Origin of the sequence: Nocardia sp. NPDC059154, assembly GCF_042755705.1 — a bacterium.
In the GTDB taxonomy this organism is placed as follows: Bacteria; Actinomycetota; Actinomycetes; order Mycobacteriales; family Mycobacteriaceae; genus Nocardia.
Map to the genome: position 1 here is coordinate 42,098 of NZ_JBHZCS010000003.1, position 13,849 is coordinate 55,946.

A 13,849-nucleotide genomic window follows, 5' to 3' on the forward strand; every position below is an offset into this window, starting at 1 on the left:
GAAAGTAGTTCGGGATACCCGGATCTTGCGTCCGCACGTGCACTCGGCGGACAGGCCGTTGTTGCTCGACTTGTGCCCGCCCCGGCCATCGACGGCCGCCGGCATTTCGTGCCGAAGCCGGTCGGTCCTCACTCCGGGAGCACCCGTTCGCCGAGGGTGGCCACTACCCGGAGAGCGACCTCCAAGGTCATCCTGTGTTCGTCGAGCGGCTGCGGCAGTAATTCCTCGACCTGCTGCATCCGGTAGAGCACGGTGTTCTTGTGCACGTTCAGTGATTCCGCGGCCTTGGCCATGCTGCCTTGTTCGAGGTAGACCAGGGCGGTATCGCGCAGCCGTGCGGTGGCCGCGCCCCGCTCTGCGAGGCCGCCCAGTTCGCGGCGCACCAACCGCGACAGCGCGGCGATGTCGGCGGCCAGACAGCTGACGAGTTCGACGTCGCGGTACAGGGTGACCGGCGCGGGCTCGGTCTCCGCGGCGATCCGGTAGGCCCGCAGGGCCTCCTGGTGGCTGACGCGGAATCCTTCCACTCCGGTCGCGGGGACCCCGGCGGCCAACTGAACGATTGGTCGACGCTGCTGAAATGCCTTCAGGTGAGCGATCTTCCGGAGGTCGGGCACTTCCGGTGTGGCCAGCCAGGCCCAGAGCATCCGGCCGCCGGCGGGCAGCATCAGCGGACGCGGAGCGCCGAGGGCGGTCGCGATGTCGACGGCCAGTGTCTCCAGCATCGCCGTGACGTCGTCCTCGGTGCGGTCCAGAGTCCAGATGATCAGGCCGGTCTGCTGGATGTAGAGGTTGTGCCCGAGTTGCCGTGTGCTGCGCTCGATATCGACCCTGTCCTCGTGCAGGATTGCCTCGACGAGCTCGCGCCTGCGGGTCAGCGCGCTGCTCGCTTGCCGCCGCGTCTCGTCCAGAAAGGCCATTTCAGCGCGCTCGGTAGCGCCGGATATGGTGCGGCTCAGGTGATCCCACTGTAGATCCAGCACCACCGGCAACAACTCCGGATCGGTGATCTCACGGCAGGCGGAGGTCATGATCTCGGCCCAGCTGATGCGTTGCAGGGTCCGGTAGCAGCGTTGCAGCAGTGCGATGTCATAGCCACGCCGGGCCAGTCCGCGCCCCAGGGCTTTGGCGGCGTTGGGTAGATGGATATCGCCGGGGCGTTCGTGCGGGCCCTGGCTGAAGTACGCGCCGACGCCGTCGTGCACCGCGACCCGCAATTCCTGCCGAAGCGCGGCGTCGGATCCGATCTCGGGCACGTCGGCGGCGATGGCGTCGATCATCCGTCCGGACAGGGTGGTCAACTCCGGCTCGGCCACTTCACGGTTGGCGAAGGATTCGAACCAGGCTCTGGCCTCCGCAACCAGGTCACGGGGTTGACGCATATCGATTCTCCCGAGCGTACGTCGATGTACAGATGGCAGCGGTGGCACATTACAGACTGCCGCGGCGGCACAACCGCAGCCGGTCACCTTGTGACTCACGGTACAAGCGTGCAGTTCCGCTACCACAGCACACTGACCGTCATGAGCACCACGGACACCCCTTCACGGCTGTCGCAGGCAAAGTCGCTGTGCGAGCTGTTCCAGCGCACCTGCGCGACTCGAGCCGGAGATCTCGCGCTGCGCACACTCGACGGCAAGACTGCGTTGACGTGGGGTGAATACGGTGCTCGCGTGCGCCGGCTCGCGGCCGGGCTGGCGGCACTGGGTGTCGAGCACGGTGACACGGTCGCGATCATGCTCACCAACCGGCCCGAGTTCCACCTGATCGACGCCGCCGCGTACCACCTCGGCGCGATCCCCTTCTCGGTCTACAACACCAACGCTCCGGCGCAGATCGCCTACCTGTTCGAAAATGCGGCGAACCGTGTCGTCGTGTGCGAAGAACAGTTCCTGGCGCGTGTGCTCGAGGCCAAGGCAGACAGCCTGGTCGAGCACGTGATCTGCCTCGATGACGCCCTGGCAGGCACGATGACGCTGGCCGAGCTCGAAGCTCTGGGCGATCCCGAGTTCGATTTCGAATCCCGGTGGCGCGCGGTTCGAGCGGACGACACGATCACCATCATCTACACATCCGGCACCACCGGGGCGCCGAAGGGTGTGGAGATGTCGCATCGCAACGCCGTCTTCGGCACCGAAGCGATGCTGGGGATCCCGGAGTTCGCGGCGGGTTGCGGTGGGCGGGTCGTGTCCTATCTTCCCGATGCGCACGCCATCAACCGGTGGGTAGCCCACTACATGCCCGCCGTCACCGGTGCGGCGGTGTACACGGTGGCCGACAGCAAGAACCTCGCGGCCGCTCTGCCGATGGTGCGGCCGACGGTGTTCATCACCGTGCCGATGCTCTGGTACAAGATCGAGGCGGCGGTGCATGCCGCACTCGCCGAACAGACCGGCCGCCGCGGTGCGGTGGCCGCGTGGGCGCTCGAGGTCGGCCGGCGCAAGGTCGCCGCGGATCTCGCGGGCCGATCGATCTCCGTGGCGCTGCGGCTGCGGTATCTGCTGGCCGAGCGTCTGGTGTTGGCGCGGCTGCGGGAACGAATCGGTCTGGACCAGATGAGCATTGCCTATACCGGTGCCGCGCCGATCACCCCGGAGACCCTGGAATTCCTGCTGGCGCTGGGGATTCCGGTGGCCGAGGCGTGGGGTATGTCCGAGATCGGTCTGGCGACGTCCAATCGTCCGGGTGCGCAGCGGGTGGGCACTGTCGGCACGGTGCTGAACCGGGTCGAGGTGCGCTGCCTCGAGGACGGTGAATTGGTGGTCCGCACACCCGGATCGATGAAGGGTTACCGCAACGACCCGGTCCGCACCGCCGAGGCCGTCGACGCCGACGGCTGGGTGTACACCGGCGATATCGGAGTCATCGATGCCGACGGTTATGTCAGCATCGTCGATCGCAAGAAGGAATTGATCATCAATTCCGCGGGCAAGAACATGTCGCCCACCAATATCGAGAACGCGATCCGTGCGGCGAGCCCGCTGGTCGGTTCCGTGGTGGCCATCGGCGATCGGCGCAAATATGTGACCGCGCTGATCACCCTCGAGCCCGAGGCGGCGGCTGTATTCGCCGCCGAGCACGGCGTCGAGGGGTCGCCGCAGGTGCTGGCGGCCGATCCGGCCGTTCGCCGCCGGCTCGACGCGGCCGTAGCGGTCGCCAACGCGCGACTGTCGCGGGTCGAGCAGGTGAAGGCCTACACCGTGCTGCCGGTCTTCTGGGCACTCGGCAGCGACGAGATCACTCCCACGATGAAGCTGCGCCGCGCCGTCATCGCCGAGAAATACGCGAGCGAGATCGATGGGCTCTACACGCGCGACCGGACCTGAACATGCTGCCGCTCAGGCATTTCCAATCGTACGAACCGTCGCGTCGAAGCGACAGAACGGAAGAAAGAGAGCAATGACGACAGAAGCATTCGTGTACGACGCGATTCGCACCCCGCGAGGTCTGGGCAAGCCGACCGGTGGGCTGTACACGATCGCGCCGGTTGAGCTCGCCACCGGCCTGATCCGGGAACTGCTGCGGCGCAATGAGGGCATCGACGCGGACCGGATCGACGACGTGATCCTGGGCTGTGTCAGCGCGATCGGTGAGCAGGGTTTCGGCATCGCCGAAATGGCGGTACTGCGTGCGGGATTGGGCGAGACCGCGGTGGGCGTGCAGCTCAACCGGTACTGCGCTTCGGGACTCGAAGCGGTGAACACCGCCGCCCAGAAGATCGCCTCGGGCTGGGAAGACCTCATCTTCGCCGGTGGCGTCGAATCCATGTCCCGGGTTCCGATGGGCTCCGACGGCGGCATGGTCGTCGCCTCGGATCCCAATGCCTACCAGCGCACTCCGATCATTCCGCAGGGACCGGCCTCGGATCTGCTGGCGGCCAAATACGAATTCAGCCGGACCGATCTCGACGCCTTCGCCGCGCGCTCGCACCAGAACGCCGCCCGAGCGTGGGCCGAAGGCCGGTTCAAGGATTCCGTGGTGCCCGTCGCGGACCTCAACGGTGTCATCGTGCTGGACCACGACGAACTGATTCGCCCGGACGCCACCGTGGAGTCGCTGGGCGCGTTGAAGCCGGCGTTCGCGGCCATCGGTGAGCACGGCGGCTTCGACGCCGTCGCGCTGCAGCGCTATCACGAGCTCGAGCGCATCGAGCACGTGCACACCGCGGGCAATTCCTCGGGCATCGTGGATGGCGCGTCGCTGCTCGCCATCGGAAACGCCCGTGTCGGTGCGGAATTCGGGCTCACCCCGCGCGCCCGGATCGTGGTCACCGCGGTCCACGGATCCGATACGTCGATCGGCTTCACCGGTCCCTACCCGGCCTGCCGCAAGGCGCTGGACAAGGCCGGACTGAGCATCGACGACATCGACCTGATCGAGGTCAACGAGGCGTTCGCCGCCGTGGTGCTGACCTTCGCCCGGCAGTTCGACATCGACGTGGACAAGATCAACGTCAACGGCGGCGCCATCGCCATGGGGCACCCGCTCGGCGCGACCGGCGGCATGCTGCTCGGCACCGTCATCGACGAACTCGAGCGCACCGGCAAACGCTACGGCATGGTCACGCTCTGCGCGGTCGGCGGCATCGGCATCGCCACCATCGTCGAGCGCCTGAGCTGATCCGCCCGCACCAGAGAGGACTTGAAAGACAATGAGCGAGAACATCATCGGCTGGGAACTCGGTGCGGACGGCATCGTGGTGCTGACTGTGGACGATCCCTCCCAGACCGCCAACACCTGGAATGCCGCCTTCCGGCAGTCGCTGGCCGTCACCGTGGACCGCCTGGAGGCCGAACGGGAGACCTATGCGGGTGTCGTGATCACCTCCGGCAAGGAAATCTTCAGCGCCGGAGCGGATCTCAAGGAGGTCGGGCCACTGTTCCAGAGCGCGGACGCGGTACAGATCGCCGCCTTCTTCGACGGGGCGAAGGCGCTGCTGCGTCGCCTGGAGCGCCTGGGTAAGCCGGTCGTGACCGCAATCAACGGCACCGCGCTCGGCGGTGGCCTCGAACTCGCGTTGGCCACACACCACCGAATTGCTGTGGACCGTTCAGGAATTCAGATCGGCTTGCCCGAGGTGACCCTCGGTGTGATTCCCGGCGCGGGCGGCGTGGTGCGCACCGTGCGCATGTTCGGCTTGGCGGGCGCGTTGATGAACGTGCTGCTGAAGGGCACCAAGTTCAGCCCGCGCAAGGCGCTCGCGGCCGGGCTGGTCGACGAGGTGGTCGGCACCGATGCCGAATTGCTGCCCGCCGCGCGGGCGTGGATCGCAGCCAACCCGGCTCCCGTACAGCCGTGGGACCGCAAGGGCTACACCCTCCCGGGCGGGCGCGCCACCGAGGCCGAGCTGTCGCAGCAGGTGCTGGCGCTGGCGGCCACCGTGCGCAAGCAGCTCAAGGGCGCCGATCTGCCGGCCCCACGCAACCTGATCGCCGCCGCGGTCGAGGGCAGCCTCGTCGACTTCACCGCAGCGTCCACGATCGAGACCCGGTACCTGGTCAACCTGGCGATGAATCCGCTGACCGCCAACGGGATTCAGGCATTCTTCGACCTGCAGCAGGTGAACCGGAACACTGATCGCCCCGCCGGGACGGCGCCTTTCCGTCCGACCAAGGTGGCGGTGATCGGCGCGGGCATGATGGGCGCCGGTATCGCCTACGAATACGCCAAAGCCGGTGTGGCCGTAGCCCTCAAGGACATCTCGCTGGAGGCAGCCGAACACGGCAAGACGTATTCTCGCACCCTGGTCGAGGCCGCGGTCGCCAAGGGCCGCTGGACCCAGCAGCGCGCCGACGATCTGCTCGCCCGCATCACCCCGACGGCCGACGACGCCGACCTCGCCGGTGCAGATCTGATGATCGAGGCCGTGTTCGAGGACCCCGAACTGAAGAAGAAGACCTACGGCCAGGTCGAGCCGGTCCTCGACGGCGGTGCGCTGCTGGCGTCGAACACCTCGCAGATTCCGATCACCGGACTCGCCGAGGGAGTCACCCGGCCGGAGGCGTTCATCGGCATGCACTTCTCCTCGCCGGTGGACAGGATGCCGATGGTCGAGGTGGTCAAGGGTGCTCTGACCGACCGGGAAACGGTGTCGCGCGCGGTGGACGCCGTCCGCATGATCAACAAGACACCGATCGTGGTCAACGACGGTCGCGGCTTCTACCTGACGCGCCTGTTCATGGCGGCCACATTCGAGGCGTGCGAGATGGTGGCCGATGGCGTGCCTGCCACCTCCATCGAACAGGCGGCGCTCCAGAACGGCATGCTGACCCAGCCGCTACTGGTGCTCGACCAGGTGAGCCTGTCGCTGTCCCGGCAGATCATCGCCGACCGGGAAGCCGCGGCGGGTAGCGCGGACAACCGCACCGCGGGCGAGGGCGTCGTGGTCCGCATGGTCGACGAATTCGGGCGCCTGGGCCGTGCCGCCGGCGCGGGCTTCTACGACTACGCGGACGGCAAGCGCCTCGGGCTGTGGCCGGGCTTGCGCGAGGCGTTCGGACCTGCCCGGGACATCCCGTTCCAGGATCTGCGCGACCGCTACCTGTTCCGGGTGGCGTTGGAGGTGGTCGCCTGCCTCGAGGAGGGCATCGTCGAATCCGCGGGCACGGCCAATGTCGGTTCGGTCATGGGCGGATTCCCGGCCGGAACCGGCGGTGCGCTGTCGTTCATCAACACCTACCAAGGCGGCCCCGCCGGATTCGTCGCCCGGGCCCGCGAACTCGCCGCCGCCTACGGCCCTCGATTCTCCCCGCCCGCCTCGGTGGTGGCCGCTGCCGAGAACGGCAGCCTCGTCGGCCGCTGAATCACCTACTCCTGCAACCAGATCGGACCATCATGAACGCATTCATCCTCGACGAGGATCACCTCGTCTTCCGCGACAACGTCCGCAAGTTCGCCCGCGAGAAGTTCACTCCCGGCCAGCTGCAACGGGCCGCGAGCACGCAATACCCGCGCGCGGAGCTGCGGGAGTTGGCCGCCGCGGGTCTCACCGCATTGGCCGTGCCGGAGGAATACGGCGGACAGGGCGCGGACCTGCTCGCCCTCGGGATCGGCGCCGAAGAAATCGGCTACGCCTGCTCGACCATGGCGCTGGCGTACTTCTTCGTCAATGTGCAGACCAGCTTCTTCGCCGCACACGCCCCGGCGGCGGTGCGCGAGGAGTGGCTGCCCAAACTGATCTCCGGCGAAGCCATCGGCTGCACCGCACTCACCGAACCCGGCACCGGCTCCGACGCCTCCGCGTTGACCTGCCGCACCGAGCGGGTCGAGGGCGGCTGGAAACTGTACGGCGAGAAGTCCTCCATCACCCAGGCCCCGCATGCCGATGTCGCCGCCGTCATCGCGCAGACCGATCCGGGCAAGCGTGCCAAGGGAATCGGCGCCTTCGTGGTGCCGCTGGACGATCCGACCATCGCGCGTCAGGGGTTCCACGACCCGGGCTGCAAGCCCATCGGCCGCGGCGCGCTCACCTTCGACGGCACCTTCGTGCCCGACTCCGCCGTGATGATGGAACCGGGCACCGGCTTCCACGGGATCATGCGCGAATTCGACCTCACCAGAACTCTGATCGGGCTCATGGTGATCGGCACCGCGCAGCGCGCCGTCGACATGACAGTGGAATACACCAAGCAGCGCACCACCTTCGGGCAGCCGTTGGCGGCGAACCAGGGTGTGCAGTTCCCGCTGGCCGAGCACAGCACCTACATCACCGCGGTCCGGGCGCTGGCCTATCAGACCCTCGGATTGCGCATGGCGGGCGAGCCGCACACCGCCCAGGCGGCGATGCTCAAGTGGTGGGCTCCGCAGGTCGCGATGGCCGCCGTCAACGACTGCGTCGTCCTGCACGGCCACATCGGCTGGTCCGAGGAAATGCCGTTGCAGGCCATGCTGCGCGACGTGTCGGGCTACCAGATCGGTGACGGCACACCGCAGATCCAGAAGATGATCATCGCCCGCGGTCTGTACACCCGGTGACGACGGCGCCTGCCGGATAGGCCGGCGAGGATCATCTGGTTGCTGTGGTCAGTGGTCCGCCAACCAAGTGATCCTCGCCGTCGACGTCACCGCCGTCCACCGTGTCTCCTCACTGAGCCACGCCAAGGAGATATCCCATGAACGGAAACCAGTCCACCGGCGAGCGCCTCTACGCCGAGGACCTCACCGAGATAATCGGTGTCACGCAGGAACTCGGCCGATACAGCCTGACCGAGGAGGCCATCCGCGCGTTCGCGCAGCAGTGGGATCCGCTGGCGATCCATGTCGGCGATGGCGAACACTTCGGCGGTGTGATCGCCAGCGGCCTACACACTCTGTGCGTGTTCCAACGACTCGCCGTGGCCGGCGTCTACTCGCGATGGGCCGTCGTCGCCGGACGCGACATCAGGGGCATGACGCTGCCGAAACCGGTCCACCCCGGAGACACCCTTACGGGCCGGGTCACGATCGCTGAGGTCGCGCAGAGGCGGAGCGGGCGAGCGAAAGTCCGCGTCCAGGGGGAACTCTCGAACCAGCACGACGAGCGCGTCATGATCATCGAACTCGATGGCTACGTCCACTGCCGAGGCAACGCCGCCGCCGCACCTGCGGCGCCGACGACGTCGGAGGTGGAAGATTCGCAGGTCTGAGCGGCATATGACACACCGCGCTCGGTCGCTCGTGGTCATCAGCAGGGCTGCTCACGTGGTAGCCGACCCGCTCGCATCCCGTTCGCACGCGGCCAGCCGGGTCACCGGCCAGACGATCCCGGTCAACGGCGGATACTCCTTCACCCACTTGCACGAGAAGAGGGCTACATGACACACGCGCTGGTATTGCTGTCAGCCCTGCTTATCGGTGTAGTTGCGGGCCTGCGGGCGCTCACTGCACCCGCGGTGGTGGCCTGGGGTGCCGCGCTCGGCTGGTTGCCGGTGGCGGACACCTGGGCCAGCTGGATCGCACACCCGGTCGCCGTGACCGTGCTGACCATCCTGCTGGTGGTCGAGCTGATCACCGATCAACTGCCTTCGACCCCGCCGCGGACGGTACCGTCGCAGTTCCTGGCCCGGATCGTCACCGGCGCGTTCGCTGGTGCTGTCGTTGGTGCCGGGTGGCACCACACCTTCACCGGGCTGGTATGCGGCGTGGTCGGCGCGGTAATCGGGACACTGGGCGGGTTCCACGCGCGGCGACTGCTGGTCGAGCGGACCGGCGGCCGCGACCTTCCGGTGGCGTTGGCTGAAGACGTCCTCGCGGTGGGCGGCGGTTTCGTCATCGTCGCTCTGGCCATGAGCCTGTAAGGCCGAATGTCGACTGAGGCAATGGCGTTCGACGCCATCATCGTCGGAGCGGGGCAGGCAGAACCGCCCCTGGCCGGCCGGCTCGTCGATGCTGGGCAGACCGTCGCCGTGGTGGATTGGAAGCTGGTTGGCGGTACCCATTCAGACCAGTGCACCGCCGCATCTTCGCGAAAGTCACTGGCAGCAAGCTATTTTCGCTGTACATCGAGTATGCAGCTGACGTGCGCGTCACTGGTTCGATCCCAGTATCGCGTATCAGAGTTCGACCAGATCCGGCCCGGCTTCCGCCGGGCCTTTCTGCTGTTTGCACAGGATCTCGGCGACCGGTTGGGCCGTCAGGTCGATGCCTAGGCTCTGAAGCCAAGCCGTCACGAACCACTGCAACGCACTCGAGAAATTCGGATGGACTGCACCGACCCGGCACACTGATAACTGCGGTGGTAGAACGGCAGTCAGATCTTCAACGAAAGCGGGCCGATGCACTCCTTCAGGCAGATCGCACGCACAGGCATCGTCCTGCTGTGCGCGGCAACAGGATTGGTCACGGGGCACGTCGGGACCGCGGCAGCCGAAGGCGGTGACCGGGACCCGGTCCTGGTGATCGGCGGCATCTATGCGGATCAGGCGCGGTTGGAGAGCCTCCAGGGTTGGCTCGATGCACGCGGATATTCCACCTTTTCGATGGTGCTGGCCGGGAATCCCACGGGGACAGCAGCGATCTCGGAGTCAGCACAGGCCGTCGCCGACAAGGTCGCCGACATCCGTCGACAGACCGGGGCGCGACGGGGGGATCTGGTCGGTCACTCCATGGGCGGTCTCGCACAGCGGGCCTATGTGAAATTCCTCGGCGGAATCGATTCGGTCGGAACCTACATCGACTACGGCACACCCGAACAAGGTGACGACCTCGGAACCCTATGCTCCGGGGTGTCCCCGGGTTGCCAAGATCTGGTGCCGGGTTCGGTATTCCTGACTCGGCTCAATGCGGATCCCGCAGTGCCGTCGGGCCTGATCGCCTACCACTTCTCCTCCGACAACGCTGGGGCGGAGAAGAGCCCGCTGCCGGGTGCGACCAATGTCAGTATCCAATCCTTCTGCCCCGGCCGTACGGTCTCCCACGGCCAAGAGCCGATCGACGGTGCATTGCAGCAGTTGATCGATTCCGCGCTGCGTGGTGCGCCATTGGCCACCAACTGCCCCTGAACGCCAAGGTAAACGGTCGAGGAAGATCACGGTAGGTCCGTCGGCGGGGAGTCGCGAGCCACAGAATCGAGTCTGTCTCCTCGGTGGCGGTCAGCTGGCCGGTGTTCCGATGCCATCTCGGTCAGGTGGCGGCGGCAATCTGGTGGTGGATGTCCGCCAATGCTGTGGTCAGCTGGCGGATTCCGGGGTCTTCCACTGGGTAATGGCCTGCATCGTCCAGGACGACAAGGTGTTTCGGGGCAGCGAGTCGGTCGAAGAACGTTTCGCTGAGCGCCAATGGTGTCCAGCGGTCTGCGCCCGGGTGCAGCAGCCACACCGGGCAGGCGGCGAAGTTCTCCGGCTCGACCAGTGGGGCTGTTCGCATGTAGGTGCGCAGGAAGCCCAGCGGTATCCGGACTCCCCCACCCCGGGGATCCGCGATGACGGTGGCGGTGAGGTCGGGAAGGCTGGACATTGCCGTGATGTTGGCGACCCATCGCATCGGCACCCGGACACGGTCGATCGCGGGGACGAGCAGCCGTGTGCCGTAGCGGCCGAGCCAGCGGTATCTCCCGATAGAGCTACGGACTCGCGGCGATCGAGGGTCGAGGAGACAGGTGGCAGCGATCGCGTCGACCATCCCGGTGCGGGCCGCCGCCTCGTAGGCGAGCATCCCGCCCATGCTGGCCCCGAACACGACCAACGGGCGCGGATCGGCCGCCTTCTCAGCCCGGACCAGGTCGGCAACGCAGTCCACCCAGTCCGAATAACGCACTGCCCGAGGCGATCCCACCTCGGTGCGGCCATACCCCGGCAGGTCGAGCGTCGATACCTCGAAGCCCTGAGCGATGGCCAAGGCAGCGAACGGCCACATCAGCGCCGAATGTCCGCCACCACCGTGCACCAGCAGCATCCGCACGCGCGCCTGCGGTCGGGGGACGCGCTCGATGTGGATGCGCGCGCCACGCCATCGCCACCATGTCGACTCGGGTCGGAGTTGCAGGCCGTGCCGGAGGTCAGCGGGAAGAAAGGCGAGGTAGATGCCGTGCATGTCACAATAATTCGAGTAATCCTCGGTTCTGACAACTCGGTTTCGGGAGCCCATGTCGACACCCCGTAAAACACCGCGCCAACAGCGATCGGAGTTCACCTTCGACGCGATCCTCGATGCGGCTGCTCGACTTTTCCAGCAGCACGGCTACGCCGCGACCACCACCAACAAGGTGGCAGAGCTCGCCGGCGTGTCCATCGGGACGCTCTACCACTACGTGCCCAACAAAGACGCGCTGCTCTACGCCCTGGCCGAACGCCATCTCCGCGACGGCGCCCAGGACCTGCTGGCCGAAGCAGCCCAATTACGCAGCGAACAGCCACCTTTGGCCGACACCGTACGACGGCTGATCACTGCGGTCGCCCGCTTGCACACTGCCGCGCCGCACATGCATCGGCTGCTCTACGAGCAGGCGCCTCGCACTCCCGCCAGCACGGCGAAGCTGCGACAGTTCGAGCAACTGCTGGCCGGCGAGGTCGCATTTCACCTCAGCCGTCTCGGTGTGGCCGGAGCCGATCCCGCATTGACCGCGCTGCTACTGATTCAAGCGGTCGAGGCGCAGATCCACGGTGTCGTGCTCGAGCCACTCGACGGCCACACGATCGAATCCTCCGTCGAGGTCGTGATCGAGTTCTGGACGCGAGCACTCGCCGCACAGGCCACCTGATCCACCGGTGCCGGTTTACACTCCGGATCGGTGCATGTAGCAGTTGGTTTCGATCACCGAACCGGGGTCGAGGTGTTCGGTCCAGCCGCCGGGGCCGACCACGTGAAGTGTGTCCGTCCACGGCGAATACGGCTTGCCCTGGGCGTCATAGCCGGGGTATGGCACGTAACCCCAGTAGCAGGCGAGTCCGGCGGCCGGGGGCGAGAAGACCCACATGTCGGATGGGATGTCCACTCCTACCGACACGTGCCGGATCTGCTGCTGTGCAAGCACATTCGGGTCGCCGTTGCTCACATCGCCGGGAGCGGCACCTGCTACACCCACTGCCATCGCGAACGCCGCCGCGCCGGCCGACCCCACCCCGAACACACGCTTCATCCCCAACCCATTCCTCTTGTCGAATCCCCGCCACCCCCGAAACAAAGACGGCGGCGAACTTTAACAGGGACTTGGCATCTCGCAGTAGGGCATTGAATTGGTCATCGAATCCGTCATCGGTGGGATGATCCGTTCCACCGCGATCAGTCGGGTCAGCCCCGAACTACGAGTGGTACTGGACCAGACAGAATTCATGCTCCTCGGGATCAGCCATCACGACGACTACACCCTCGTCATAGTCGTGCCGCTCCCCCGTCCATCTTCCACCGAGCGCGACAACCTGGGCGATCCCCTGATCGATATCGTCCACTGCGACATCAAGATGCACGCGCACCTTGCCATGCTTGGGCTCGGCCACTGGCTGGAAAACAAGGCGAGGCTGCTGATCTCCGGGATCTCCGAGATAGACCCAGCCGGGTTCGGAGGGCCCTCGCGGCCGATCCAGCAGCGCACTCCAAAAGCCCGCCACCCGTTCGACGTCGACGCAGTCGATGGTCACCCCAACCCAGCGATTAGCCATCACTTCAGTGTCCTGCAACGTCACCGCTGCCGCTGTCGGCGGGACCGGGTCGGACTCGGTGCCGCCCTATGCGCCCGGGCGGCACCATCGGCTGATCCGACCTATCGGCGCCAGAAGAAGTGGTGCGTCACGCCACTCGGGCTCGGGATCTGCTCCAGATGGAAGCGGTCGGTGAGTTCGTCGGGGCTCGTCCACAGTCTTTCGCCGTGCCCGAATTCGACTGGTGCGACGGCGAAATGGAGGGTGTCGATGAGGTCGGCGTCGAGGAATTGGCGGACGGTGGCCACGCCGCCGCCGATGCGAACGTCCTTGCCGGCGGCGGCCTCCAGCGCCTGTTCCAGGGCATCCTTCGGCGATGTGTTCAGGAAGTGGAATGTGGTGGCGCCCCGGGTGATCGACGGCCGTACATGGTGGGTGAGGACGAATACCGGTGTGCGGAAGGGCGGTTCCTCTCCCCACCAGCCTTCCCACTCGTAGTTCTCCCACGGGCCGCGTTGGGGACCGAATTTGTTGCGGCCCATGATTTCTGCGCCGATGTTGCGGTGCCATTCCCGGGTGCAGTAGTCGTCGAGGCCGTAGCTGCCGCCGGGCTCGGTCCGGGTGGGCGCGTGAGCGGTGGCGCCGGACCAGGAGAACAGCGCGGTCGCGTCGGCATCACCGAACGGGTGCGCGAGGCTTTGCCCCTCACCGGCGCCGTACCCATCGCTGGAGAGATTGAAATTGTGAACCCGAACCATCTGCGCCATCGACAATCCCTTCTGGTTGCAATCTGCAAT

At 66.5% G+C, this 13,849-nt stretch carries 14 protein-coding genes; 9 read left to right on the forward strand and 5 right to left on the reverse strand.

All coding sequences use genetic code 11. From position 1 onward, the window contains the following. Positions 1–128: 128 nt before the first annotated feature. Positions 129–1,382: a PucR family transcriptional regulator gene (locus ACFXN1_RS03720; protein WP_379446193.1), complete on the reverse strand. Its 1,254-nt coding sequence runs from the start codon at positions 1,380–1,382 to the stop codon at positions 129–131. A 141-nt stretch (positions 1,383–1,523) separates the two neighbouring features. Between ACFXN1_RS03720 and ACFXN1_RS03725 the strand changes: the two genes are divergently transcribed. From ACFXN1_RS03725 to ACFXN1_RS03760, 8 genes are all read left to right on the forward strand, one after another. Next, positions 1,524–3,326, forward strand: a complete 1,803-nt coding sequence (locus ACFXN1_RS03725; protein WP_379446192.1) for an AMP-dependent synthetase/ligase — start codon at positions 1,524–1,526, stop codon at positions 3,324–3,326. A gap of 73 nt (positions 3,327–3,399) precedes the next feature. Further along, complete coding sequence (locus tag ACFXN1_RS03730) at positions 3,400–4,620, forward strand: acetyl-CoA C-acetyltransferase (RefSeq protein ID WP_379446191.1); 1,221 nt, start codon at positions 3,400–3,402, stop codon at positions 4,618–4,620. A gap of 31 nt (positions 4,621–4,651) precedes the next feature. Further along, positions 4,652–6,802 carry a 3-hydroxyacyl-CoA dehydrogenase NAD-binding domain-containing protein gene (locus tag ACFXN1_RS03735; protein ID WP_379446190.1) on the forward strand — a complete coding sequence of 717 codons (2,151 nt, stop codon included), beginning with the start codon at positions 4,652–4,654 and terminating at the stop codon, positions 6,800–6,802. A gap of 32 nt (positions 6,803–6,834) precedes the next feature. Further along, positions 6,835–7,974 (forward strand): acyl-CoA dehydrogenase family protein, encoded by a 1,140-nt coding sequence (locus tag ACFXN1_RS03740; RefSeq protein ID WP_379446189.1) that lies wholly within the window; start codon positions 6,835–6,837, stop codon positions 7,972–7,974. 137 nt (positions 7,975–8,111) lie between these two features. After that, the gene (locus tag ACFXN1_RS03745; RefSeq protein ID WP_379446187.1) at positions 8,112–8,624 is read left to right on the forward strand and encodes a MaoC/PaaZ C-terminal domain-containing protein; all 513 of its coding nucleotides are present in this window, start codon (positions 8,112–8,114) and stop codon (positions 8,622–8,624) included. 168 nt (positions 8,625–8,792) lie between these two features. Continuing rightward, entirely contained in the window at positions 8,793–9,275 is a 483-nt protein-coding gene (locus ACFXN1_RS03750) for a DUF4126 family protein (protein WP_379446186.1), read from the forward strand. A gap of 21 nt (positions 9,276–9,296) precedes the next feature. Continuing rightward, a complete protein-coding gene (locus ACFXN1_RS03755) occupies positions 9,297–9,626 on the forward strand; it encodes a hypothetical protein (protein WP_379463492.1) in 330 nt (109 codons plus the stop codon). Between the two features lie 126 nt (positions 9,627–9,752). Next, a complete protein-coding gene (locus tag ACFXN1_RS03760; RefSeq protein ID WP_379463481.1) occupies positions 9,753–10,478 on the forward strand; it encodes an esterase/lipase family protein in 726 nt (241 codons plus the stop codon). Positions 10,479–10,599: 121 nt separating this feature from the next. On the opposite strand, the gene ACFXN1_RS03765 is transcribed toward ACFXN1_RS03760, so the two are convergent. After that, positions 10,600–11,508, reverse strand: a complete 909-nt coding sequence (locus ACFXN1_RS03765) for an alpha/beta hydrolase (protein WP_379445784.1) — start codon at positions 11,506–11,508, stop codon at positions 10,600–10,602. Between the two features lie 52 nt (positions 11,509–11,560). Here ACFXN1_RS03765 and ACFXN1_RS03770 point away from each other — a divergent pair, with 52 nt between their 5' ends. Continuing rightward, positions 11,561–12,175: a TetR/AcrR family transcriptional regulator gene (locus ACFXN1_RS03770; RefSeq protein ID WP_379445783.1), complete on the forward strand. Its 615-nt coding sequence runs from the start codon at positions 11,561–11,563 to the stop codon at positions 12,173–12,175. Positions 12,176–12,190: 15 nt separating this feature from the next. Here ACFXN1_RS03770 and ACFXN1_RS03775 read toward each other — a convergent pair whose 3' ends face one another. The 3 genes from ACFXN1_RS03775 to ACFXN1_RS03785 all read right to left on the reverse strand — a co-directional run bounded on the left by ACFXN1_RS03775 (position 12,191) and on the right by ACFXN1_RS03785 (position 13,819). Next, complete coding sequence (locus ACFXN1_RS03775; protein WP_379395509.1) at positions 12,191–12,553, reverse strand: hypothetical protein; 363 nt, start codon at positions 12,551–12,553, stop codon at positions 12,191–12,193. A gap of 163 nt (positions 12,554–12,716) precedes the next feature. After that, entirely contained in the window at positions 12,717–13,097 is a 381-nt protein-coding gene (locus ACFXN1_RS03780; protein ID WP_379445782.1) for a VOC family protein, read from the reverse strand. Between the two features lie 77 nt (positions 13,098–13,174). Beyond that, complete coding sequence (locus ACFXN1_RS03785) at positions 13,175–13,819, reverse strand: dihydrofolate reductase family protein (RefSeq protein WP_379445780.1); 645 nt, start codon at positions 13,817–13,819, stop codon at positions 13,175–13,177. Between the last annotated feature and the right edge of the window lie 30 nt (positions 13,820–13,849).